This is a genomic window from uncultured Roseovarius sp., assembly GCF_947259555.1.
Lineage (GTDB): Bacteria > Pseudomonadota > Alphaproteobacteria > Rhodobacterales > Rhodobacteraceae > Roseovarius.
In genome coordinates, this window is record NZ_CAMYMD010000035.1 from 51692 (window position 1) to 75350 (window position 23659).

Below are 23659 nucleotides of genomic sequence, written 5' to 3' on the forward strand. Positions count from 1 at the left end.
GGCCTGTCGCGATCAAAAGCGATATCCGATTCCGATGCCCGCAACGATAGGATCAATTGAGGCCTTTCCAGTGACCGCACCGGCGGCAGTGGTGACTTGTGCGTCGATGTCCACGAAGAATTTCTTGATATCGGCATTTAGGTACCAGTTATCCTTGAGCTTGACATCGACCCCGGCCTGCAGAACAAATCCGGGATTGTAGGTTTCGAGATTGAAGGAGGTTGCCGGGCCCTTTCGGCTATTGGCAGTGACGAGCACGAGCGCGGGCCCAGCCCCGATATAAGGTTTGACGCCGCCGCCGACGTGGAAATGGTATTGGGCCATGACCGACAGCGGGATCAACCACGCATCGCCAAGCGCCGGCCCGCCCGACAGGGATACCTCATGCTTGGTGATGCAGCAGATCGTTTCTGCCGCGATGTTGTTGGTAAAGAAGTATGACAGGTCGAGTTCCGGAATGAACTGATCCGAGACATGTGTGCTCACGGGGACATTGTAGCTGGCGCTGTCCTCGGGGAAGATACCGGCAATTCGGCCCCGAACCAGAAAGCTGTGCGCCCAGTCGTCGCCCGAGGGCTTGGCGTCCTGCGCCAGTGCTGCCCCGGAGCCCGCGGCCAACGCGGCACATGCCGAGAGTACGGCCCCCAGACATAACCGTTTTTGACGGAACCGCTCCCACCACTTCGACACCGTTCCCTGTCCTCTCGTCAAATTCATCACGTTCCCTCCCGTTTAAAATGTGTTTATGAAGAAAGATTCGACCAGCTCCCTGGCCTTTTATAATAACTCTCTCTCCACAAAATATGACATTAATGATAGATTAATAAAAATCAAGCGCCCTTTCGCAGCCCACTGGACCGGCCCTCTGAAGGTTCCGTTCCACAGCCGCCGCCATACTGGCCAGAAAGCTCGCCGTGACCCGCACTTCGACGGGCGTCAAAGAGCTTCATTCATGGCTGGCTGTTTAGTCCCGGTGCTCGTTGGTGACCCTCGGCATTGAGAGGCTGTTCCCTTGCCCCCGCCATGCCGGGCACGAAGGGGCACGCCCGCACTGGGTGGATATCGCTCCGCTTACGGCCCGCTCCAACGGTTTCTCAAAATCGCCCGCAATCGACCTTCATCTTGTCGCCGGTGATCGCTGAACTCTGATCGCTGGCGTAATAGAGCGCCGCACGGCCGACTTCCTCGGGCGCGACCCAGCGTTTGAGTGCCGCCACATCGGTGTAATTCGCGCGCTCGATCTCCTCGACAGAGCGGCCCTCGGCCCCGGCACGCCGTGCCAGGATGCGGTCCATATTCTCACCCGACACCGCACCGGGCATCAGCGCATTGACCCTCACTCCGACGGGCCCAAGCTCTCGCGCCATGGTCTCGGTGATCCCGATCAGCGCGAATTTCGAGGCCACATAGGCTGAGCGCATCGGATAGCCTTGAATGCCCATCAGCGAGGACATGTTGATGATCGAGCCGGAACCCTGCGCGCCCATAATCCGCGCCGCCTCTTGCAGGCAATACATCGCGCCGACCAGATTGATGTGCATACAGGTGACCCAGTCGCCCATGTCGACCTCGGCCACCGGCGCAATCGGCCCCGGTCCGCCCGCGTTGTTGAGCAGCACATCCACCGTGCCGGTGATCGCCTGCGCCTGCGCAAACATCGCCCTGACCTGCGCCTGATCGGAAACGTCGCATGCGATGGCATGGCCACCGATGGCCTCGGCCACCTGTTGCAGCGGTTCCAGCCGACGCCCGGTGACCACGACGGTGGCGCCCGCCTCGGCAAAGACCTTGGCGGTGGCTTCGCCAATGCCGCTGCCACCGCCGGTGACAATGGCGAGTTTGCCGTCAAGGCGGGATTTATCATTTGAAGTCGGGCTCATGCGGTTTCCTCATTGAAGTTGCGGGCGGGGTCGAACAGGGGTAGCTCCGGCTCCCGGCCCAGAATGAAATCGCCCATCAGGCCGCCGATATAGGGGCCGATGGTATAGCCGCCGCGCACGCAGCCGAGCACGAAGGCATCTTTGACCCCCGGCAATGCGCCCGCGAGCGGGTAGAAGTCCGGCACATTGGCCTCGAACCCGGTCCAGCTGCGCAGCACGCGGGCCTTGGCCAGTGCCGGCAGCGCGTATTGCGCCAATGCAAGATTGGGCATCACGGAGGCGGCGGAGACCTGCCCGCGCCCCTCCTGCGGCGTGCCGCGCCCCTGCCAGCCGCCGCCGACAAGGACCGTGCCATTGGGCTTTTGCTTCATGGTCAACAGGCCGGTGGCATGGCCAATCACGGTGGAGATCAGGGGCGGCATCCGTTCGGTCACCGAAACCGTGTTGATCCGCGCCTGCACGGGCAAATCAACGCCCATAAGCGCTGCGACAGGGTTCAGCCAGGCCCCAGCGGCCAGCAACAAGCGCCGCGCGCGGATCGGACCGTTTGGCGTGGTCAGCGTGAAGCCATCGCCTTGTTCAATCGCCGTCACCGGACAACGTTCGCGGTAGGCAATGCCCTGATCGCGCAACTGCCCGCGATAATACTGACCCGTCAGCGAGGAGTTGGCATAGCCATCCTCGGGGCAATAGCTCGCCGCGACGACCTTTTGCGCCAGATTGGGTTCGGCCTTGTGCACCTCTTGCGGCGACACGAAAGTGATCGGCGCGCCTGCCTCGGCCTTAAGCGTCTGCCGTTCATGCAGCAGCTCGGCCTCACGCGCGGTAAAGGCTAGCGTATAGCCGCCGGTCTTGTGAAACCCCACCGCGTCGCCCATGCGCTCCCATTCGTGATGGCCCTTGAGCGCATAGGGCATCAGCTCGACGCGTTTGATTTGCAGGCTGAGCGTGCCTGCGTTGACGCCCGAGGCCCCCTGCCCCAGATCACCCTGATCGAGCACGACTGGGGCCATGCCGCCCGCGCTGAGGCGCAGCGCGGCGGCGCAGCCCATGATGCCGCCGCCGACAATGGCGATGTCATAGATTTGGGTCATAGCGGGGCCGGTTTCGGGATGGGCAGGTCGGAATAGTCAAAGTCACCCGCCAGCGCGGCGACGGGCACGGGGCGCAGCGGCGGGCGCGCCGTCGGCGGTGGCACGTCGGCCTCGTTGCCCCCCTCAGCCTGCGCGATCATCCGGGCGACGGTGCTTTGGCAGAACTTGCCGCCACAAGCGCCCATGCCCGCCCGCAGGCCGGATTTCACCGCATTGGTGCTGGCCGCGCCGCCGGCAATCTCGGCGGCGATTGCGCCATATGTCAGGCTCTCGCAGCGGCAGACAATGGTGTCGTCGCGCGTCAATTTTGCCAGCCCTTTGCGCGGAATGCTCAGCGCGGTCATCGCCATGCCGAAACGCGCCGCGCGGGTGTAAGACGGGCGCAGCCGTGCCCGTTCGGCCGCTGTTTCTGCCCCCAGATGCTGCGCCGCCCCCAGGCCCGCAAGCTGGCCGTCGATTTCTGCCGACGCCGCACCGCGAATGCCCGCACCGTCACCGCACAGAAACAGCCCCGGCACAGCAGTTTCGCCATCAGCCCCGCGCTTTGGCACCCAGCCGCCCAATGCAGGGCGATGCTCCAGCGCCAATCCGGCAAGCTGTGCGGTCTCGACAGCCGGGATCAGCCCGTTGCCGAGGCAAAGGCTGTCCGCTTCGACGCTGCGAGCCTCTGCCTTAGGCGACCAATCCGCGCCAAGCTTGCGGAACCTGACCGTCTTTACATTATTGTTGCCCTCAACTTCGCTCACCGCATGACGCCAGTGGACTGGCACCCCGGCGAGCATCAGATCAGCCACCCAACGCGCCCCCCGCATCAGCAGATCGGGACGCCGCGCCATCGCAGGCAGGGCCCGCAGCCAGTCACCCCGGCTGTTGGGTGTGATCACGGCAGCCACCTCGCCGCCCAAACGGCGGATCTCGGCGGCAACAAAGAACACCAGCGGGCCAGTGCCCGAAACCACCGTGCGCTTTCCCGGCAGCGCCAGTTCCTGCTTGAACAGCGCCGTCGCCCCGGCCAGCCCGAGAACCCCCGGCGTGGTCCAGCCCGGCACCGGCTGCACAAACTCGCGCGCGCCGGTGGCAATCACCAGCGCCCGCGCCCGCAGAGAAGGCACCTGCCCATGGCGCAGCAGGTGCAGCACCCAGCCGTCGGCGCTCTGCTCGATCTGCCAGACGCGGGAATCGCCCAGATGGGTCACCGCACTGTTCTGCAGGTGCTGGCGAAGCTGCCCGCCTGCCACGCTCTCTGGCGTGGAGGGCGCATCCAGAATGGCGGCGCTCTTGGCGCGCCAGACCTGCCCGCCCGGTTTGGGCTGCTCGTCAAGCAGGGTCACCGTCAATCCGTGACGTGACGCGACCAGCGCCGCATTCGCCCCGGCAGGACCGGCCCCGATCACGGCGATATCGCACATTTCAGTCATTGCTGCTCTTTCAACGACGTCACCGCCAGCCCCGATGCAACCACAGAGCGACAGCTTTCCACCACCTGCCCGCCGATCCGCACCACACATTCCTGACATAGCCCCATGCAGCAAAACGCCCCACGCGGCGCGCCATCCTCGGGCGCGTCACGCAGATGCAGATGGCCCGCGCGCAACAGCGCCACGGCGAGGCTTTCGCCCGCATGCCCCGCGACCGACGCGCCATCAAAGGTGAATGTCACCTTTTCGGCCCGCCGGATCAGACCCGATTGATCGGGGGTCAGGCGCATCAGGAATAGCTGATCCCAAGCAAATCGAAGCTGCGTTTGATCTTGTCGATATCGGCCTCGGTCGCGGGCAGCACCGGATCGCGGGGCACACCGGCGGGCAGGCCGATCAGGTTCAGCGCCGCCTTGAAGGACGCGGGCCAGGTGGCGGTGCCCATCAGCAATTCGTAAAGCACAGTCAGCTGGTAATGCGCATGACGCCATGTGTCATCCGGCGCGCCCGCGCCAACCGCCGCCATCTCGGACGGCATCAGGTCGGTAAATTCCGGCCCCGTCGCAATGAAGCCTTTGGCCCCCAGCGCGAAGTTCGGCAGGATGTAATGGCACGGCCCGGTCATCACCGACATCTTGTCGCCCAAGCGCTGCAACAGGTGTGTGTGATAGAAAAAGTCGCGCTGGCTTTCCTTGATGCCGATGACATTGTGGTTGTTCAGCAGCGTCTCGGTCTGGTCGATTGTCAGCGAAAAGCCCATGCGGCGCGGCGAGTTATACAGCACCAGCGGGGTGTCGGTCGCCGCCGCGACCTTGTCGAAACGCGCCATCAGCTCGGCCTCCGACGCCTTCAGCACATAGGTCTGCGGCATCGACAACAGAACATCGGCGCCATTGTCCTCGGCCGCCTTCACATAGGCCAGCGAGGCGTCGATGGTCGGGGCGGAAATGCCCATCATCACTTTGACGCGGCCCCTGGCGGTGTCCTTGGCCAGCCGCACCAGACGACCGCGTTCCGCCGCAGACAGCGCCCAGCTTTCGCCGTTGTCACCGGCGATGCAGATCGTCGTCGCGCCGCGTTTGATCAGGAATTCGAACAGCTCGACAAAAGCATCTTCCATGATCTCGCCCGCCTCGTTGAAGGGCGTGGCAATAGCCGGCACATAGCCGTGGAGGTCTTCTTTTTTCATAGGCTTATCCGTCAATCGGGAATGTCAGAGGTAAAGACGCTGCCCGTCTGGGCATCGACAATATAGAGGCGGTTCGGTGTGTCGGGGTGGAAGGTGACCGAGGTGGTCCATTGGCCTTCGGGCAGGCGAACCTCGGCCAGCGCATCACCAAGCGCGTCGAACACATAGGCCCGCCCGGCCTGTGCCTGCGCCACGGCGAGCCAGCCGCGCACATTGGTCGCCAGCCCATCGGGGCCCAGCCCACCCGAAAGGTGCAGGAAGGTGCCGACCATCGGCTGACCACTGTCGGGCAGACGGGCGGACAGGCGCCAGACCTGATTGGCCCGCGTCACGGCGATATAGAGCCAGGCGCCATCAGGCGACAGGCAAATGCCGTTGGAATAGGGCACACAGTCGAGCAGCAGGCGCAGATCGCCCGCAGGCGTCAGGCAATAGACCCGGCCCGTGGGATCGCTCAGTGAGGTGCGGCCACTATCGGTGAACCATAGCGTGCCATCCGCGCCGTAGCACATATCCGACAGGCCGAGGAACGGCTGCCCCTCCAGCCCGGTGCTGAGCACCGAAAAGCTATCCGGCCCGGTCAACTCGATCAGCCCGTGGCGGTAGTCCACTGCGATGTGACGCCCGTCCGGGGCGATGCGCATGGCATGGGGCTCGCCGTCGATCCGGTGGACCAACTGCCAGTCACCCTCGGGCGAGACGCGGAAAACGCGGCCATAAGGCACATCCGAAAGCCAAAGGTTGCGGTCCTCATCAAAGAACGCCGCCTCTAGGAAAGAGTGCATCGGCTGACCCGGTCGGGTCATCTTTGCCCAATCCGACGGCTCCCCTCTATGACGGTGCTCTTCGGGCAGGATTAAGGCGGGTTCGGCGGTGAGGCGGATCATTTGGCAATCCCCTCGGCGAAAAGCGCCTCGATCTCACCCCCGCTCAGCCCGGCACCTGCCAGCACCGCGCGGCTGTCCTGCCCAAGTTCTGGCGGAGCGCTGTGCAGCGCGGCACCGCCCTCTGTCATCCTGAAACCCGCAAGCGGCAGCCGTAGCGACGGATCGGCCGGGGACGGCGCAAAATAACCGCGCGCGGCGAGCTGCGGGGCGGTGACGGCCTCGGCCAGAGAGACGATGCATTCGGCGGGCACTCCGGCGGCCTCCAGCAGGATCTGCCATTCCTCGGCGGGGCGCTGCGCGAAAATCGCCTGCAAATCCTCCCGGATCGCGGCGGAATGCTGCCAGACATCGGGCCAATCGTGGATCTGTTCCAGCAGGCCCACATCATACCCCTGCCCCGTCAAACAGGTGCCCAGCTTCCGATATTGCGACGGCTTGAAGGCGCCCAGCATCAGCCGCCCGTCGGCGGTCTCATAGGCCGAAATCCCGGCCTCCTTATGCTTTTCCGCCTCGGGCGCCGCCTGCGTGGACGCCGCTTCCGGTGCCATCAGCGACAGGGCGACCTCCAGCATCGAGACGCTGATATAACAGCCTTCGCCGGTGCGCTCGCGCTGCAACAGCGCCGCCGAAATCGCGAAGGCGGCGGAATAGCCTGCGGCGTAATCGACAAAGGACAGGCCGGGTTTCACGCCGTTGCACTGCCCGATGGTTCCCGAGGCGGCTTGAATGGTATTGTCATAAGCGCCCTTGGACGCTTTCGGCCCCTGATCGCCATAGCCGGTCATCGAACAATAGACGAGGCGCGGATTGCACTGCCGCAAAGCCTCATAGCCCAGGCCGAACGACTCCATAGCGCCCGTCGTGTAGTTTTCCAAAAAGACATCGGCGCTTTCGGCCAGCTTGAGCAATGCCGCGCGCCCGGCCTTGCTACGGAAATCCAGTGCCAGCGCCCGTTTGTTGCCGCCCTGCACCTGGTAGTTGACGCCGATTCCCCTGGCGTTCAACTCGGGCAAAGGACCGCGCCCCCGCGCGCAATCGGGCGCGTCTGGCAGCTCGACCTTGATGACCTCAGCGCCAAGCAGGGCGAACTGATAACCGCAGAAAGGTGCCGCCAGCACCTGCGACAGCTCAACCACCCGTATTCCTGACAACGCACCCGTCATCGTCTTCTCCGTTTTTCAACTTGTGCGGAAACTGCTTGAGTCTCTCGCTCTTGTTTAATATACAAAACATCATTCAATATGCAATACGGCAATCAGAATCATGTCCAACCTCTTCCATCGCTCGCTCAAAGATGCGCTCCCGACAGTTGTTGGCGGCGAAGGCGCGACGCTCATCGACCAAACCGGCAAACGCTATTTGGATGCCTGCGGCGGGGCTGCGGTGTCTTGCCTTGGCCATGACAATGAACGTGTCCGCGCCGCGCTCAAGGCGCAGATCGACGGGGTTGCCTTTGCCCATACCAGCTTCTTCACCAATGAACCTGCCGAAGAGCTGGCCAGTTTCCTGATTGACCGCGCGCCCGAAGGCACCGGCAATGGCCGGGTGATGTATCTGGGCAGCGGGTCCGAGGCGATGGAAGCGGCGCTGAAACTGGCCCGACAGTATTATTTGGAACGCGGCGAAAGCCCCCGCAGCAAGGTCATCGCCCGCGCGCCGTCTTATCATGGCAATACGCTGGGGGCCTTGGCAACCGGCGGTCACGCCGGACGGCGCGCGCCGTTCCAGCCTTTGCTGATGGAGGTCAGCCATATCGACGCGGCCTATGGCTATCGGATGCAACACGATAACGAATCAGAGGCTGATTTCGCCCTGCGCATGGCCAACCTGCTGGATGCGCAGATCCGCGAGCTAGGCCCCGAGAACGTTATGGCCTTTGTCGCAGAGCCGGTCGTCGGTGCCTCGCTGGGCACGCAGCCCGCGCCCGAGGGCTATTTCAGACGCATCCGCGAGATTTGCGACGCCCACGGCGTGTTGCTGATCGCCGATGAGGTCATGTGCGGCATGGGCCGCACCGGCAGACTGTTCGCGCTGGAGCAGGAAGGCATCGCCGCCGATATCACCACATTGGCCAAGGGTCTGGGCGCGGGCTATGCCCCCATCGCCGCCGTGATGGCCACCGAAAAGGTGGTCAAAGCCATCGAGGACGGCAGCGGTCTTTTGTGGAACGGCCATACCTATATGTCCCATGCCATCGCCACTGCCGGGGCGCTGGCAGTGCAGAAGGTGATCGAGGAAGACAACTTGCTCGACAACGTTCGCCAGCGCGGCGAGCAGCTGCGCGCAGGGCTTGTGGCGCGTTTGGGGGGCCACCCCAATGTCGGTGACATTCGCGGACGCGGGCTATTCTGGAGCGTCGAACTGGTGCAGGATCGCGCCAGCAAGGCGCCTTTCCCTGTTGAGGCAAGGCTGGCCCCGGCGATCCGCGCCACAGCGCTTGATCTGGGACTGATGTGTTACCCGGCGCAGGGCTGCGCCGATGGCACGCTGGGCGATCACGTCCTGCTCGCCCCCGCCTATATCTCGACGGCGCAAGAGATCGACACAATCGTCGCTCTGCTGGCCGAGGCGATTGAGACCACCCTGACGCAGATGGAGGGATAAGATGTCCCGCAAGACCATCCTCACCGCCGCGATCACCGGCAACCTGATGACACCGGAGATCAGCCCGAACCTGCCCGTCACCCCGGCCCAGATCGCCGAGCAGGCGCTGGAGGCGGCCAAAGCGGGCGCTGCGATCCTGCATCTGCATGTACGTGACCCGGAGACCGCCAAGGGCTCCATGGATCTGGCGCTATACCGCGAGCTGGTGGAGCGCATCCGTGAGAAAAATGAGGACGTGATCCTCAACCTCACCACCGGCGAGGGCGGGCGCTTTGTGCCGTCCGAGGACAATCCGCAGATCGCCGCCCCCGGCTCTACCCTCTGTGTGCCGGAAAAGCGCGTCGCCCATGTCGAAGAACTGCGCCCCGAGATCTGCACCCTGGATTTCAACACCATGTGGTCCGGTCAGGCCAGCGTGATCAACGCGCCGCGCAACCTGGAAATCATGGCCAAACGCATCTACGCCGCCGGGGTCAAACCCGAGGTCGAGATTTTCGATTCCGGCGATTTGCATATGCTCAAGGATTTCATCAAACGCGGGGTGATCCAGACGCCGCTGATGGTGCAGATGGTGCTGGGCGTGCGCTTTGGTGCCGTCGCCAACCCGGAAACCATGGCGTTTCTGGCCAGCCAATTGCCCGAAGGCACCGAATGGGCGGCCTTCGGCATTGGTCGCATGGCCTTCCCGATGCTGGCGCAGGCCTTTCTGCTGGGCGGGCATTGCCGCATCGGCATGGAGGACACCGCCTATATTTCCAAGGGCGAGCACTGTCTCTCGAACGCGCAACTGGTGGAAAAGGCCGTCGGCATCATCACCAGCCTTGGCGGCGAGGTGGCCAGCCCGTCGGAGGCCCGCCATATCCTGGGGATGTGCTAAGCTACGATGCTATTCCGGTCCACCATATCCCAGCTCACGCGAGATCCGCAGCGCACAGGCCCGGGTTTCGGGCACGTAAAAGCTGTCGATCCGGTCAAAATCAAAGCCGCTGTCGGGGCCAGAGATATTGACGCAGGCCACAACCGCACCAGTATTGTCGCGCACCGGCACGGCGACGCTGGAACCGCCCGGCTCGTGAAAGCCGTGCGAAAAAATATAACCGTCAGCGCGCACCTCATCGACCCGCGCCTTCAACTCGGCAAAGCTTGTGGGCGTGTGTTCGGTCTTGGCCTTCATCTCCTGCCTGTCACAAAATGCGGCCAGTTCCCCGTCACTGAACGAGGACAGCAGGCACCAGCCAATGGCCGAGGCATAGGCATCCGTCCGCGTGCCCGTCACCATGTTCGACACAAAACCCGTGCGCGCCTGATGGCTGACCAGATAAAGCACATCCTGGCCTTCAAGCACGCTCAAATGGGCGCTGACCCCAATGGTGTCGCGCAGCGCGGCCAAATGCGGGCGGGCAATCGAGGTGATCGGCAGTTGGTTGAGATAGGCAAAGCCAAGGTTGAGCACCCGTGCCCCAAGGGTAAAGGTGTTCTTCTGCTCTGCCTCTTTGATAAATTCCATGTAGCGCAGCGTATAGACCAGCCGAAAGGCCGAGGAGCGGCTCAGCTCCATCTGGCGAGCGATCTCGCTCAGCGACATCGGCTCTTCTGCGGCACCAAGGATCTCGAGCACCCGCAGCCCGCGTTGCAGGCCAGGAACGAAGTATATGGAATGGTTGGCAGATTCGGTCATGTGTTCGGATCAGTCTTTCACAGGAAACGCATGAGCGTTTTATATGCAAAACGCACTCTGTTCAATGGAGGAAATGAATGAATGATGAGCAAAGGGCCAACGCCCTGCTACCAACCAACGAAGATACCTGCGGGCCCTATTTCCCGATTTATTTCGGCGATGACAGCCTTGAGGACCTGACCCGCATCCATCCAGGTGTTGTCGCCGGTCCAAGCGGGCAGCATCTCATCCTGCGGGGCCGCGTGCTTGACCGGCACGGCAGCCTCGCCAATGGCGTGGTGATGGAGTTCTGGCAGGCCAATGCCAAGGGCCTTTATCGCACCCCCGCCACCGAAGGTCATGCCGATATCGACCCCTGGTTTCACGGTTATGGCCGACTGCGCAGCCGCGGCGGTGACTACACTTTCCGCACCATCATGCCCGGTGCCTCCGAGGGCCGCGCGCCCAATATCACCGTCACGCTGTTTTCCGATGGCATCAACCGGATCGTCACCCAGATGTTCTTTGCCGGGCATCCGGCCAATGACAGTGACCCGCTGCTGCAAGCCCTGGAGAGCGAAGACCGCCCCCGCCTGATGGCCACACGCGATGGCACGGCCGAAGATGGCGCAGAGATTTACCGCTTTGACATCATCATGGCGGGCGACAACGAAACCCCGTTCTTTGACGATCTGGAAAGCTGAGGAGACAGACAGATGACCAAACTCGGCAGACAAATCGGCATTGGCCCGACCGACAACACCTCTGATCAACGCACCCCGCGCCAGCGGTTGCGGCTGATCCCCGAGCGGGTGCGTGACAGCTTTGTACCCGTGGTACCCGCCCGCGCGGTGACCCGCCAGCATGAATGGGACATGACCCGCATCGCCCCCGACATGCCGCGCGCTGACGGTGAGGCGATCGAGGTCACTGGGACCCTCAGGACAGAAAGCGGGAGGCCTTTGCGCGGTGCGCTTCTCGAAATCTGGAATGCCAACCACTATGGCCGCTACCGCCATATCGAGGATCACTCCGGGCTCAAACTCGACGATAATTTCTTCGGCATGGGGAGGGTGCTGACCGATGACGAAGGGCGGTATCGGTTCTGGACGATCAGCCCAGGTGCTTACCTGGCGCGCCCCGATATCGGGCGCTGGCGGCCCAAACATATCCACCTGTCGATCAGCGGCGGCTCGTCACGGCTGATCACCCAGATGTATTTCCCGGATGAGCCCAACAATGCAACCGACCCGATGGCGGTGCTGATGGGTGACGGATTTGAGCGCAATATCGGCAAGTCTTACACGACGCCGGAAACCGATGTCGCGCAGGGCTTCCAATTCGACATCGTCGTCGGTGGCCGCAACGCGACCTACTTCGAATGAGCGGGCTTTCGCATATCTATGCGTTGAGGGATTTTTTCCGCCGCTTTCCAGGTAAGGCGCTTCGTGCCTGAAAAGGCTGGGAAAAGCTGAACAAAATCAGAAGTATTCCGGGTGCCGCTCCATGATCCTGTCGACCTGTGCCAGCGTTCCCGACAAGTGTTCCCGCACGACGGCCTCCACGGTCCCGGTATCGCCGTCGTCAATCGCCGCGAGGATGCGGTCGTGGCACGACAGGATTGATGCGGACTTGCCCGGGTCCGGCAGGTTGAGATTGCGAAGCCGGTCAATGTGGCCTGATCTTGCGGTGACGATGTTCCAGAGATTGGCGACCCCCACCGCGTCGTAGAGCGCGGCATGGAAGGCACGGTCGAGACGCGAGAATTCATCCAGATCTCCAGCCGCCGCCGAGGCGCGCTGGAGCGAGAGGCAGGTATGGGCCTTGGTGATCCTGTCGGAGGCTTTTGCCTGAGCGAGGCCGCGCGTGACCTCCAATTCGATCGAGAGCCGGAGGAACTGGGTCTCCTGCGCGTGGGCCACGTCGATCTTGGAAACGAGGGTTTTCGATTGCGGATAGATGATCAGCAGCCCCTCTTCCTCAAGCCGCATCATGGCGTCGCGCACCGGCGTCTGGCTGACCCCGTAATAGGCTGCAATCTCAGAGCGCGAGAGGAATTCGCCCGGCGTGAACTCAAGCGCGACGATTCGCTCCCGCAGCGCGTTGTGGATCTGTGTGCTTGCCGACCCGCGCTTTATCGGACGTCTTGCCGCTGACGGCGGCGGTTGGATTTTTCGTGAAACTTCATGCATTTCTGTCATCGGTTTCCGCTCATCATTGGTGTCGTGTTGCAGGTAACATAAGCAATGCTTGTCAAAAATACACTAATATATTAGTACATCACATAGCCGCGGGGGGAGGCCCCCGGTCATGTCCAAGGGAGGAACCTTATGACGTTTTCCAGAACTGCGTTGCTCGCAGCATCCGTATCCGCGCTGGCGGGCCTGGCCCATGCCGACACGCTCAACATCCAGACATCGTTCAACGCGGGCGATTTCTCGACCAAGTACATCACCGAGGAATGGCTTCCGAAGATCGAGGAGATGACCGAGGGCCGCGTGTCCATCGTGTTGACGCCAAACGGCTCGGTCGTGCCCGCCCGCGACACACCCGAGGCGGTGGCCGCCGGTGCGCTCGACGGTGATTTCACCTCCGTCAACTACTTCTCCGGTCAGGAGCCCGCCTTTGCCCTGCTGGGCGATCTGATTTCGGGCTATGACACGCCGCAGCAGATGCTGGGTTTCTGCGAGGATGGTCCCGGCGAGGAGATGATGCAGAAAGCCGCCGATGCGATCACCGGCGGTGAAGTGAAGGTCGTGGCCTGCGGCCCCTATTCGCGTGAGGCACTGGTCGCCCGCGAGCCAATCCGCACCTTTGAGGATCTGGAAGGCAAGAAGATCCGCTCGCCCGAGGGGCTTGCCGCCGCCGTGTTCCAGGCGGCTGGTGCGTCGCCCGTGGCGATCCCGTTCTCGGAGGTTTTCGGAGCGCTGGAAAAGGGCATCGTCGATGCCGCCGACGCATCAGCCTATGTCAACAACGACGCCACCGGCCTGCATGACGTGGCGCCTTATCCGCTCTATCCCGGCATCCACTCGATGCCTGCGATGCAGTTCACCGTGAACCACGGCGTCTGGGAAGACCTCGAGCCGCAGGATCAGGAGGCCCTGCGCAGCTGGTGGTATCAGGCAATGCATGCCATGACCGACGAGGTCACCAAGCTCGATCGGGAACTCGCCGAGCGCGACGACAAGACCGACGACATCGAGGTGATTGACTGGGCGCAGGAAGACCGCGATCAGCTTCGCAAGGTTGCCCGCCAGGAATGGGAGAATTACGCGCAGAAATCGGCGCTGGCACAGGAGGCGCTCGACGCACATCTCGCCTACATGACCGAGATCGGCCTCTTCGAAGAATAAAGTTCCTCCCGTCCGGGGCCGTTCCATGTGACCGGAGCGGCCCCGGCCCCTTTTCAAGCCAGTGGGAGAGACCCCATGAAACGCCTGCTCGCAGGCTACGCCGAGATTATGGACCGGTTCAGCGTGTTCATCGGCCATGCCTGCTCCACCCTGTTCTTCGCCTGCATCGTCATCTCGACGCTCGAGGTTGTGTTGCGCTACGGCTTTGACAGCCCGACCGTCTGGTCGACCGAACTGGCAATGACGCTCTGCGCGACCGTCTGGGTGCTGTCGGTGGGCTACGTGACCCAACGCAACCGGCACATCTCGATCACCATGATGGAACTGCTGGTGAGCCCGCGCGTGTGGCGATATTTCCGCCTTGTGCAACTGCTGGTCGCCTTCGGGGCGATCCTCGTGCTGACCATGGCGCTCTGGGGGCCGGCCGCGAAGGTGCTTGGCCGGACCGAGCATAGCGGCACCGCCTTCAACTCGCCCCAGCCCACATATCTCAAGGTGCTGATCGTCGTGGGCTGCGGTCTCTACCTCGCGCAACTCGTGGCCAACATCATCCGGTGGGCCCAAAACTCTGAGGGAGACCTGTCCGGTGGGCATTGAACTCATCACCCTTCTGATCGTCGTCGCCCTCTTGGGCCTGATGGCCTTTGGCGTGCCGCTCGGCATCACCACGCTGACCGTCTCGCTGGTCACGGCGATCCTCTATTTCGGCGAACGCGCCGGGTTCTTCATCGTCGCGGCCAATGTGAGCGAGGTTCTGCACAAGTACGAACTGATCGCGGTGCCGTTCTTTGTCTTCATGGCAAATGTGCTGGAACGATCGGGCATCGCCAAGTCGCTGTTTGATTCCATGGCCATCGCCGGGGGGCGGTTTCGCGGCTCTGTCGGCGTTCAAACCTGTATCGTGGCTGTCCTGCTGGCCGCCATGTCAGGGATCATGGGCGGCGAGATCGTGATGCTGGGGCTGATCGCGCTGCCGCAAATGCTGCGGCTGGGCTATGACAAGAAGCTGTCGATCGGCATCATCTGCGCTGCTGGTGCCCTGGCTACGCTCATCCCGCCATCGGTCGTTCTCATCGTCTACGGGCTGGCCGCGCAGGTCTCGATCACCAAGCTCTTCGCGGCCTCTGCCGTGCCCGGGCTGCTGCTCGCCTCGCTCTATATCACCTACATCCTGGTGCGGGTGCGTCTGCGTCCCGAGATGGCCCCGATCTATGACATTCCCGAAACCGGTTATCCGTTCTTCAAGCGGCTGAAGTTCCTCAAGGGCATCATCCTGCCCGCCGTGCTGATCTTTACCGTGCTGGGCGTGATCTATTCCGGCATCGCCACGGTGACCGAGGCCGCCGCCATCGGCGCGGTGGGGGCGCTGGTCGTGGCCGGGGTGCGCAAGGAGCTGAACTGGACCATGGCGCGCGACGCGATGCGCCAGACGGTGCTGACCGTGGGTTCGATCATCTGGCTGGTGCTGGGGGCCGTGTCGCTGATCGGGATCTACAACCGCATCGGTGGTGGCGATTTCCTGCGCGGTTTGCTGACCGGGCTCGACATGGCACCGATCATGATCGTGCTGGTGATGATGCTGATCGTCATGGTGCTCGGCACCTTTCTGGAATGGATCGCGATCATCTTCATCACCGTGCCGATCTTTGCGCCGGTGGTGGTCGATCTCGGCTTTGATCCGGTCTGGTTCGGCGTGCTCTTCGCCATGAACATCCAGATGTATTACCTGTCGCCGCCATTCGGGCCAGCCTGCTTCTTCCTGAAATCCGTGGCGCCAAAGGGCGTGGAGCTTCAGGACATCTTTGTCGCCGTGCTGCCCTTCATCGCGTTGCAGGCCATCGGCCTTGCACTAGTCCTGTTCATCCCGGACATCGCGATGTGGCTGCCAAATCTGCTTGACTGAGGAGGACGGTTCAATGTCCCAAGACGAAGACAACGATCTGACCCGACAGGACGAAGACATCGACTCGGCCCATTTCGCGGCCGAGGAGATGCGCGACGCGCATGATTTCGGCAACTGGCCGGATCTCGTTGGGCTGGCCTTCGCCGCCGCCGTGATCTGGTACAGCTTCAGCTTTACAGGGTGATCCAATGACAAGGAAAGATCCGCAAGACCTGCGTTCCGCGCGGTGGTTCGCGCCGGATGACCTGCGCAGTTTCGGCCACCGCTCGCGGATGATGCAACTGGGCTATGACGAGGAAGATTTCCGCGACAAGCCGGTGATCGGCGTGCTCAACACCTGGTCGGAACTCAACACCTGCCATTCGCATTTCCGCGAGCGGGTCAAGGACGTGAAGCGCGGCGTGGCGCAGGCGGGCGGCTTCGGCGTCGAGATGCCGTCGCTCTCGGTCGATGAAAGCTTTACCAAGCCGTCCTCGATGCTTTACCGCAACCTGCTGGCGATGGAGACCGAGGAGATGATCCGCTCGCATCCGCTTGATGGCGTGGTGCTGATGGGGGGCTGCGACAAGACCACGCCGGGGCTGGTGATGGGCGCGATTTCGGCGGGCGTGCCGATGATCTACCTGCCCGCCGGCCCGATGCTGCGCGGCAATTACGCGGGCAAGGTTCTCGGCTCCGGTTCCGATGCGTGGAAATATTGGGACGAGCGCCGCGCGGGCAATATCTCGGACGAGGAATGGCTCGGCGTGCAGGGCGGCATCGCGCGCTCTGCGGGGACGTGCATGACCATGGGCACCGCCTCGACCATGACCGCCATTGCCGACGCGATGGGGCTGACGCTGCCCGGCGCCTCGTCGATCCCGGCTGTGGATAGCGGCCATCAGCGGATGTCGGCGGCCTGCGGGCGGCGCATTGTCGAGATGGTCTGGGAGGATCTGACGCCCGACCGCATCGTGACCGATGCGTCCTGCCGCAATGCCGCCATCGTGGCGATGGCCACGGGCTGTTCCACCAATGCGGTGGTGCATCTGATTGCCATGGCACGGCGCGCCGGTGTCGGTCTCAAGCTTGAGGATCTCGACGATCTGGGCCGCACCACGCCGCTCATCGCCAATGTGCGCCCCTCCGGCAAGGACTATCTGATGGAGGATTTCTATTATGCGGGGGGCCTGCGCGCGCTGATGACGCAGATCGAGGAGCGGCTCGATTGCACGGCGCTGACCGTGACCGGCAAGACCATGGGCGAGAACCTGGAAGGCGCCGAGGTTTATAATGACGACGTGATCCGACCGCTGTCGAACCCGGTCTATCACGAGGGCTCGCTGGCCGTGCTGAAGGGCAATCTTTGTCCCTCGGGCGCGGTGATCAAGCCTGCCGCCTGCGATCCGAAATTCTACAGTCACGAGGGCCCGGCGCTGGTCTTCGACAGCTATCCCGAGATGAAGGCGGCGGTGGATGACGAGAGCCTCGACATCACCCCCGATCATGTCATGGTCTTGCGCAATGCCGGGCCGCAGGGGGGGCCGGGCTTTCCCGAATGGGGGATGCTGCCCATTCCCAAGGCGCTGATCAAGCAGGGCCATCGCGACATGCTGCGGATTTCCGATGCCCGCATGTCGGGCACCTCTTATGGGGCCTGCGTGCTACATGTCTCGCCCGAAAGCCATGTCGGCGGCCCGCTGGCGCTGCTCAGGACCGGCGATACCGTTCGGCTCGATCTGGCCAACCGGCGGCTCGACATGCTGGTGGACGAGGCGGAGCTGGAGGCGCGGCGCGCGGCGCTGATACCACCCAAACCCCGCTATGAGCGCGGCTATGGTTACATGTTCCTGCAACATGTCACACAAGCCGACCAAGGCTGCGACTTCGACTTTCTGCAATCCGATTTCGGCCGCAACGCGGGCGAGCCCGACATTTTCTGAAGGACAATCCAGATGACAGACCACCCGCTTTCCGACGACACCCGTGCCAAGCTCAAGACGATATCGAGCGCGTCGATTGCAACCGCGCTCTACAAGCGCGGCCTGCGCAATCAGTTCATTCAGGGCGTCGTGCCGGTCGCGCCCAAGGATGAGAACATGGTCGGCCCGGCCTTTACCCTGCGCTATATTCCGGCGCGCGAGGACCGCAATCCGATCACCGTTTTCCGCAACCCCGACCACCCGCAGCGCGTCGCGATGGAGACCTGCCCGGAGGGGCATGTGCTGGTGATGGATGCGCGCCGCGATGCCCGCGCCGCCACTGCCGGGTCGATCCTCGTCACCCGGCTCGCAAAGCGCGGCGCGGCGGGGATCGTCTCTGACGGCGGGTTCCGCGACGCCCATGGCATCGGACAACTCGCCATGCCCGCCTATCACGCGTGCCCGTCGGCCCCGACCAACCTGACGCTGCACGAGGCGCTTGACCTCAACGTGCCGATCTCTTGCGGCGGTGCGCCGGTTTTTCCGGGTGACATCCTGGTTGGCGACCGCGACGGGGTCATCGTGATCCCCGCGCATCTGGCGGACGAGATCGCGGCGGAGTGCAAGGGCATGGAAGCCTTCGAGGCGTTCGTGCTCGAAGAGGTCGAGAACGGGGCCGCAATCATCGGACTTTATCCCTGCACCAAGGACGAGAACCAGAAGAAGTTCGAAGCCTGGCGCGAGAAGACCGGTCGCTGACGCCGCGACGCGCGCCCTTTCCTGATCAATGAAAAGCCAAAAGGATACGCAATGACATTCACACCGCATGGAAAACATCTGATCGACGGTAACTGGGTCGCCTCTGAGGACACTTTTTCATCCGAACCTGCCAGCGGCGTGGCGCATGCGTTCTCCGTCGGCACGCCGGATCTGGTCGATGCGGCGGCGCAGGCAGCAGAGGAGGCGTTCCTGTCCTACGGCTATTCCAGCCGCGAGGCGCGTGCCACGTTCCTCGACACGATTGCCGATGAGATCGAGGCGCGGGGGGACGAGATCAGCGCGATCGGCACCTCTGAGACCGGCCTGCCCGAGGCCCGCCTGCAAGGCGAGCGTGGCCGCACGACCGGTCAGTTGCGGCTTTTCGCCGAGCATATCCGCAAGGGCGATTACCTCGACCGCCGCCACGACGCGGCCCTGCCCGAGCGTCAGCCCTTGCCGCGCCCCGATCTGCGGGCGATGCAGCGGCCCATCGGCCCCGTCGCCGTCTTTGGCGCGTCAAACTTTCCACTGGCCTTCTCGACCGCCGGGGGCGACACCGCCGCCGCCCTTGCGGCGGGCTGTCCGGTCGTGGTCAAGGGCCACGGCGCGCATCCCGGCACCGGCGAGATCGTCGCCGAGGCGATCCATGCCGCCATCGCGAAATGCGGTGTTCACAAGGGCGTCTTCAGCCTCGTGCAGGGCGGTACCCGGCAGGTCGGGCAAGCGCTGGTGCAGCACCCGCTGATCAAGGCCGTCGGCTTTACCGGCTCTCTTACGGGGGGCCGCGCGCTCTTTGATCTCTGCGCGCAGCGGCCCGAGCCGATCCCGTTCTTCGGCGAGTTGGGCTCGGTCAACCCGATGTTCCTGATGCCCGAGGCGGTGGCGGCCCGTGGCGCGGCCATCGGTGAAGGCTGGGCCGCGTCTCTGGCCATGGGCGCGGGGCAGTTCTGCACCAATCCCGGTATCGCCATCGTGATCGACGGACCCCAGGCTGATACTTTCACCGAGGCCACCAAGGCGGCGCTCTCGAAGACCGGCGCGCAGGTCATGCTGACCGACGGCATCGCCCGGGCCTATCGCGATGGGCGCGACCGCGTCGCGGCGTCAAGCGGCGTTCAGGAGGTCCTGAGCAGCACCTGCGACCAGCGCAACGCCACACCCTATCTCTACGAGACCGATGGCAAGACATGGCTCGCCAATGAAGCGCTCGGCGAAGAGGTGTTCGGGCCTTTGGGGCTGATCGTGCGGGTGGCGGACCTGACCGAGATGGAGCAGGTGGCGGCAAGCCTCAACGGCCAGCTCACCTGCACGCTGCATATGGATGACGGCGATAGGGATGCGGCGCGCAAACTGCTGCCGGTGCTCGAACGCAAGGCGGGGCGGATCCTGGCCAACGGTTTTCCGACCGGGGTGGAGGTCTGCGACGCGATGGTGCATGGCGGGCCGTATCCCGCCTCGACCAATTTCGGCGCGACCTCGGTCGGCACGCTTTCCATCCGCCGCTTTCTGCGCCCGGTCTGCTATCAGGGCCTGCCCGAGGCCATTCTGCCGGACGACCTGAAATAGGCGTGCCCGCCCGGTCGCCGGACTGGACTCGAACGGCGAGGCGGATCGCCATGATCAAAGGCGCGAATTTGACCCCCTGATCTGGGAACCGGAGCGATACACAATCGGCATTGATGCGGGCGATGAAATCGCGACGCGGTATGCGATTGAGCGCCCCGGCCTTGGCAAGAGGCTGACCGAGCGATTGGGTTTGCAACCGGATAGCGACCGGCGATCATGGTACACGGAAAACGGAAAGATCGTGCTGAAAAGCCAAGTCTGGGGACAATGGAGGCCGGAGCCAAGCAATCATCGTGCTTGAAATCAAGATGAAGGGCTGATCCCCTGGGCGGAGCCAGATTGGCTCGATCGTGCCCTATCAACCCTGAACCGGCGCCGAGTGTTCCATATCGATCTGCACAAGTACAAACCAAACACCAGTTTCAGTGACGATCCGGGGCTCCGCGCTGTGTACATCGCTTTGTTGAACAAGGATGGCATGCTTCGGACCTGGAAGGAAAAAAGCATCAGAAGCTGTTTACTAGAGCGTTTCAGGTTTAAACGGAAGCATAACCAGCGTTTTTAAGGTAGTTGGCACACTCATCGGGGGTGAAGCGTTTGAGGATCGTTCCGACGGAGCGCCAGAGCGTGTCCCGCGATCGGGGTGCCGCGGTGCGCATCCAGTGTTTGAGCTTTGCGAAGGCCTGATCGATCGGATTCAGATCCGGGCTGTAGGGCGGCAAGAACAGGAGGTGGGCACCGGCCGAGCGGAGCGCCTGCCGCACCGCTTGGCTCTTGTGGCTGCCGAGGTTGTCCATCACCACAACATCGCCGGGTCTGAGGGTGGGGACCAGAACCCGTTCGACATAGGTTCGGAAGATGCTGCCATTCACGGGACCGTCGAACGCCCAGGGCGCATCGATGCGGTCATGGCGCAGGGCGGCGATGAAGGTAGAGGTGTTCCAATGCCCGAAGGGCGCCGCGCCGGGCAAGCGTTCGCCTTTGGGGGCCCAGCCCCGCAGCGGGGCCATGTTCGTCTTCACCCAGGTTTCATCAATGAAAACCAGCCGCGTCGGATCAATGCGCCCCTGATGGCGCTGCCACCTGTCGCGAAGACGCTTCACATCGGGGCGCTCACGCTCATCGGCGACCATTGTCTTTTTTGAAACTGAACCCACAGCCGCGCAGGAACCGCCAGACGGTGTCGTGGCTCACCGCGATCCCGCGCCTCGCCAGCATCTCTTGCAGCATCCCCAGCGTGATGTGCGGACGGGATTGCACCTGATCCAGAAGCCAGTCCCGGTGCGGTTCAAGAATGGGTCAGCGATAGCCGCCCATTTGCGCGGGGCTCACCGACCCGGTCTGCGCCGAACGCTGCGTCCATTTCACCACGCTCGACGGCGCGACCCCGAACTGCGCGGCAACGCTACGGCAGATCGCCCCGCATTGCATCGCTGCGACAAAACGCTCCCGAAGCTCGTCTGAATACGGTTTCAGAATCCATGCTGGCCTCCTTCACCAGTATGGATTCTGAACCACAAAAAGCACAACTTGGGAATCCCCTGCCGATTCAGAGAAAAACTGAGGCGTTCTAGGAGCGGATACCCAAACTCGACACTGCCAACGCAGCGAATGGCAGTTTCACGGGCCGTACCGCAGCATCAAGTGGTAGCGGTCGAAATCCAGTATGGGCCGATATCGCCGGAACACGGATCACCTGCTTTTCCCCTTGATCAGTCATTCGACGAACGGGTTCTGAATGATTCCGCTGCATACTTTCTTCAATGAACTTTGGTCTACCCTTGCAGACAGCGCATCTGCCTGTAGGAGGTCACGCGTCAGGTATGGATGGAACTTTTCAAAAATCAAATTTGTCTGATCACCGAATAACTCAACCTCGCCGCCAGTCGCTAACCCCTTTAAGACGCTGCTCAAATCGGTCATTTCATCCTGTGCAACCACCGACAAAAAGCCATCGTGGGTTTCAACTGCGACGCCCAAGCCTCTGAGTGCCAGAGCAAGCGTGTTTGTCTTTACCGTTCCAACTCGAGTCGCGATCGCATAGCTTCGTTCACTCAACGCCGATATGGGCGATGTCGCAAAATCCAGCTCGGCATAGTGCCTGCGGGCCTCATCCAAGAGATCACGGGCCACTTGGTCCATGTATGTTGGTGCATCGTTACCTTCCAGCACCTTGAACATCCTCTGGATCACCACGTCATGAATATCACCGGGATCACCACCGAAAATCGGCGGCGTGCCGCCCTTGGACGGATTGACCATGATCACCTTGTCGCGGTCGTCCACCTCCTCAATGACCCAGCGCCGACCGGAAAATATGATCATCATGCCTGGCGCCATGACGTTCACGATGGGTAGAGTTCCCAGTTCTTTGCCACCAGAGATCAGACGGTATTCCTCTGGCGTCTGAAAAACTGCGTAGAAGCTGTAATGTTCGACCAGCTTTTCGCCGACTCGACCCAACAGCAGCGGCCCGTCATCACTCTGCTCAATCAAGCCGGTTTCTGGATCACCAAGGGCCCTCAGAACGTCCATGAATACTGGCGTTTCAACAGCCTTGAATGGTCCTTCCTGGCATAAAATACGGTAGAGTCTTCCGGCTTACGCGCCCCCGCGTTCGGCAATCACCGAGAGTATCTGATGAACAAGTGTTGACAAATGAAGGGCTTGCGCTTTGGGCGGTTCACACCAGCCCTCAAGCAGGAGATCAATCATCGCAACAGCGCGGATCAACCCGAGACGAAGCCGGTCAATATAGTTACTATCGGGGGTCAGCCGCGTCTCGACGGCATATTGGCGCAGAACGGCGGGCTGCCCCGCTCGTCGGCCCGAGCGACCCAGGCGCTGCCAAAGGGATGCCACACTGAACGGGGCACCGATCTGGGCGACACAGGCCACATCCCCGATGTCGATCCCCAGTTCCAGCGTTGAAGTGCAGATCGCCGTGGTCGGTTTTGATCCGTCTTTCAAACGGCGCTCTACAAAATCACGATGGTCGCGCGACAGGCTGGCGTGATGGGGATAAAACTCCTGAGGCAGCCGTTCATCCTCGCACAGGTTGCGCAGTTGATCGGCGTAAATCTCGACGGATTGGCGCGATCCCGCAAAAACCAGATTGTCGCTGCCACGAAGGTGTTTGAATAGATGGCTGGCTATCTGGCGGGGCGCTGAAGCGGTTTCTGTATTCTCGTCACCAGATATATACCCCTGCAACTGAAGCAAAAGTTCGGCTTCGCCCCCCTCAGCTGTTGGAGATTCTTGCAAAAGCAAAGCCTGCCGAGGAGGCGGGCCTTGTTGCGAATGGTCATTCGCTATAGCTGGTTGCGGGAGCAGGATTTGAACCTGCGACCTTCAGGTTATGAGCCTGACGAGCTACCGGACTGCTCCATCCCGCGACGCTTTGTTTGGCCAATTTGCAGAGCGGTGTTTATTGGCCTGAGTTGGC

At 62.5% G+C, this 23659-nt stretch carries 23 protein-coding genes, 1 tRNA gene and 1 pseudogene; 11 read left to right on the forward strand and 14 right to left on the reverse strand.

What is annotated here, in order from left to right:
• Nucleotides 1–12: 12 nt before the first annotated feature.
• The 8 genes from Q0X85_RS06425 to Q0X85_RS06460 all read right to left on the reverse strand — a co-directional run bounded on the left by Q0X85_RS06425 (nucleotide 13) and on the right by Q0X85_RS06460 (nucleotide 7631).
• On the reverse strand, nucleotides 13–717 hold the full coding sequence (locus Q0X85_RS06425; protein WP_297770539.1) for an OmpW family outer membrane protein: 705 nt from the start codon (nucleotides 715–717) through the stop codon (nucleotides 13–15).
• Nucleotides 718–1094: 377 nt separating this feature from the next.
• Nucleotides 1095–1880, reverse strand: a complete 786-nt coding sequence (locus Q0X85_RS06430) for an SDR family oxidoreductase (RefSeq protein WP_297770541.1) — start codon at nucleotides 1878–1880, stop codon at nucleotides 1095–1097.
• Complete coding sequence (locus Q0X85_RS06435) at nucleotides 1877–2974, reverse strand: FAD-dependent oxidoreductase (RefSeq protein WP_297770544.1); 1098 nt, start codon at nucleotides 2972–2974, stop codon at nucleotides 1877–1879. The genes Q0X85_RS06430 and Q0X85_RS06435 overlap by 4 nt, the downstream gene beginning before the upstream one ends.
• On the reverse strand, nucleotides 2971–4392 hold the full coding sequence (locus Q0X85_RS06440) for an FAD-dependent oxidoreductase (RefSeq protein ID WP_297770546.1): 1422 nt from the start codon (nucleotides 4390–4392) through the stop codon (nucleotides 2971–2973). Before Q0X85_RS06440 ends, Q0X85_RS06435 begins: the two co-directional genes overlap by 4 nt.
• The gene (locus Q0X85_RS06445; RefSeq protein ID WP_297770549.1) at nucleotides 4389–4682 is read right to left on the reverse strand and encodes a (2Fe-2S)-binding protein; all 294 of its coding nucleotides are present in this window, start codon (nucleotides 4680–4682) and stop codon (nucleotides 4389–4391) included. The genes Q0X85_RS06440 and Q0X85_RS06445 overlap by 4 nt, the downstream gene beginning before the upstream one ends.
• On the reverse strand, nucleotides 4682–5581 hold the full coding sequence (locus tag Q0X85_RS06450) for a dihydrodipicolinate synthase family protein (RefSeq protein ID WP_297770551.1): 900 nt from the start codon (nucleotides 5579–5581) through the stop codon (nucleotides 4682–4684). The genes Q0X85_RS06445 and Q0X85_RS06450 overlap by 1 nt, the downstream gene beginning before the upstream one ends.
• A gap of 11 nt (nucleotides 5582–5592) precedes the next feature.
• Nucleotides 5593–6468, reverse strand: coding sequence for an SMP-30/gluconolactonase/LRE family protein (locus tag Q0X85_RS06455; RefSeq protein ID WP_297770554.1), 876 nt, complete (start codon nucleotides 6466–6468; stop codon nucleotides 5593–5595).
• Nucleotides 6465–7631, reverse strand: a complete 1167-nt coding sequence (locus Q0X85_RS06460; RefSeq protein WP_297770557.1) for a CoA transferase — start codon at nucleotides 7629–7631, stop codon at nucleotides 6465–6467. The genes Q0X85_RS06455 and Q0X85_RS06460 overlap by 4 nt, the downstream gene beginning before the upstream one ends.
• 97 nt (nucleotides 7632–7728) lie before the next feature.
• On the opposite strand from Q0X85_RS06460, the gene Q0X85_RS06465 reads away from it, so the two are divergent.
• Together Q0X85_RS06465 and Q0X85_RS06470 are read left to right on the forward strand one after the other, a co-directional pair.
• Nucleotides 7729–9072 carry an aspartate aminotransferase family protein gene (locus Q0X85_RS06465; RefSeq protein ID WP_297770603.1) on the forward strand — a complete coding sequence of 448 codons (1344 nt, stop codon included), beginning with the start codon at nucleotides 7729–7731 and terminating at the stop codon, nucleotides 9070–9072.
• 1 nt (nucleotide 9073) lies between these two features.
• On the forward strand, nucleotides 9074–9949 hold the full coding sequence (locus Q0X85_RS06470; protein WP_297770560.1) for a 3-keto-5-aminohexanoate cleavage protein: 876 nt from the start codon (nucleotides 9074–9076) through the stop codon (nucleotides 9947–9949).
• Nucleotides 9950–9958: 9 nt separating this feature from the next.
• Here Q0X85_RS06470 and Q0X85_RS06475 read toward each other — a convergent pair whose 3' ends face one another.
• Entirely contained in the window at nucleotides 9959–10750 is a 792-nt protein-coding gene (locus Q0X85_RS06475; protein ID WP_297770562.1) for an IclR family transcriptional regulator, read from the reverse strand.
• Between the two features lie 77 nt (nucleotides 10751–10827).
• Between Q0X85_RS06475 and Q0X85_RS06480 the strand changes: the two genes are divergently transcribed.
• Nucleotides 10828–11433, forward strand: a complete 606-nt coding sequence (locus Q0X85_RS06480) for a protocatechuate 3,4-dioxygenase (RefSeq protein ID WP_297770564.1) — start codon at nucleotides 10828–10830, stop codon at nucleotides 11431–11433.
• Between the two features lie 12 nt (nucleotides 11434–11445).
• Complete coding sequence (locus Q0X85_RS06485) at nucleotides 11446–12114, forward strand: hypothetical protein (RefSeq protein WP_297770565.1); 669 nt, start codon at nucleotides 11446–11448, stop codon at nucleotides 12112–12114.
• 96 nt (nucleotides 12115–12210) lie between these two features.
• Here the strand turns inward: Q0X85_RS06485 and Q0X85_RS06490 are convergent, their stop codons facing one another.
• Nucleotides 12211–12930 carry a GntR family transcriptional regulator gene (locus Q0X85_RS06490; protein WP_297770566.1) on the reverse strand — a complete coding sequence of 240 codons (720 nt, stop codon included), beginning with the start codon at nucleotides 12928–12930 and terminating at the stop codon, nucleotides 12211–12213.
• A gap of 129 nt (nucleotides 12931–13059) precedes the next feature.
• On the opposite strand from Q0X85_RS06490, the gene dctP reads away from it, so the two are divergent.
• The 7 genes from dctP (at nucleotide 13060) to Q0X85_RS06525 (ending at nucleotide 20214) form a co-directional block, all read left to right on the forward strand.
• Nucleotides 13060–14085 (forward strand): TRAP transporter substrate-binding protein DctP, encoded by a 1026-nt coding sequence (gene dctP / locus Q0X85_RS06495; RefSeq protein ID WP_297770569.1) that lies wholly within the window; start codon nucleotides 13060–13062, stop codon nucleotides 14083–14085.
• Nucleotides 14086–14160: 75 nt separating this feature from the next.
• Nucleotides 14161–14682, forward strand: coding sequence for a TRAP transporter small permease (locus tag Q0X85_RS06500; protein ID WP_297770572.1), 522 nt, complete (start codon nucleotides 14161–14163; stop codon nucleotides 14680–14682).
• The gene (locus Q0X85_RS06505) at nucleotides 14672–15988 is read left to right on the forward strand and encodes a TRAP transporter large permease subunit (protein WP_297770575.1); all 1317 of its coding nucleotides are present in this window, start codon (nucleotides 14672–14674) and stop codon (nucleotides 15986–15988) included. The genes Q0X85_RS06500 and Q0X85_RS06505 overlap by 11 nt, the downstream gene beginning before the upstream one ends.
• Nucleotides 15989–16001: 13 nt before the next feature.
• Nucleotides 16002–16172, forward strand: a complete 171-nt coding sequence (locus Q0X85_RS06510) for a hypothetical protein (protein WP_297770578.1) — start codon at nucleotides 16002–16004, stop codon at nucleotides 16170–16172.
• Nucleotides 16173–16176: 4 nt separating this feature from the next.
• A complete protein-coding gene (gene araD / locus Q0X85_RS06515) occupies nucleotides 16177–17910 on the forward strand; it encodes an L-arabinonate dehydratase (protein WP_297770580.1) in 1734 nt (577 codons plus the stop codon).
• 12 nt (nucleotides 17911–17922) lie between these two features.
• Entirely contained in the window at nucleotides 17923–18648 is a 726-nt protein-coding gene (locus Q0X85_RS06520; protein ID WP_297770582.1) for a ribonuclease activity regulator RraA, read from the forward strand.
• Nucleotides 18649–18699: 51 nt separating this feature from the next.
• Nucleotides 18700–20214 carry an aldehyde dehydrogenase (NADP(+)) gene (locus tag Q0X85_RS06525; protein WP_297770584.1) on the forward strand — a complete coding sequence of 505 codons (1515 nt, stop codon included), beginning with the start codon at nucleotides 18700–18702 and terminating at the stop codon, nucleotides 20212–20214.
• A 536-nt stretch (nucleotides 20215–20750) separates the two neighbouring features.
• Here Q0X85_RS06525 and Q0X85_RS06530 read toward each other — a convergent pair.
• From Q0X85_RS06530 to Q0X85_RS06545, 4 genes and pseudogenes are all read right to left on the reverse strand, one after another.
• A pseudogene (locus tag Q0X85_RS06530) lies at nucleotides 20751–21693 on the reverse strand (IS630 family transposase).
• Nucleotides 21694–21930: 237 nt separating this feature from the next.
• The gene (locus tag Q0X85_RS06535; protein ID WP_297770587.1) at nucleotides 21931–22749 is read right to left on the reverse strand and encodes a hypothetical protein; all 819 of its coding nucleotides are present in this window, start codon (nucleotides 22747–22749) and stop codon (nucleotides 21931–21933) included.
• 66 nt (nucleotides 22750–22815) lie between these two features.
• Nucleotides 22816–23484 (reverse strand): helicase-related protein, encoded by a 669-nt coding sequence (locus Q0X85_RS06540; RefSeq protein WP_297770590.1) that lies wholly within the window; start codon nucleotides 23482–23484, stop codon nucleotides 22816–22818.
• Nucleotides 23485–23532: 48 nt separating this feature from the next.
• Nucleotides 23533–23609: transfer RNA gene (locus Q0X85_RS06545), tRNA-Met, on the reverse strand.
• Between the last annotated feature and the right edge of the window lie 50 nt (nucleotides 23610–23659).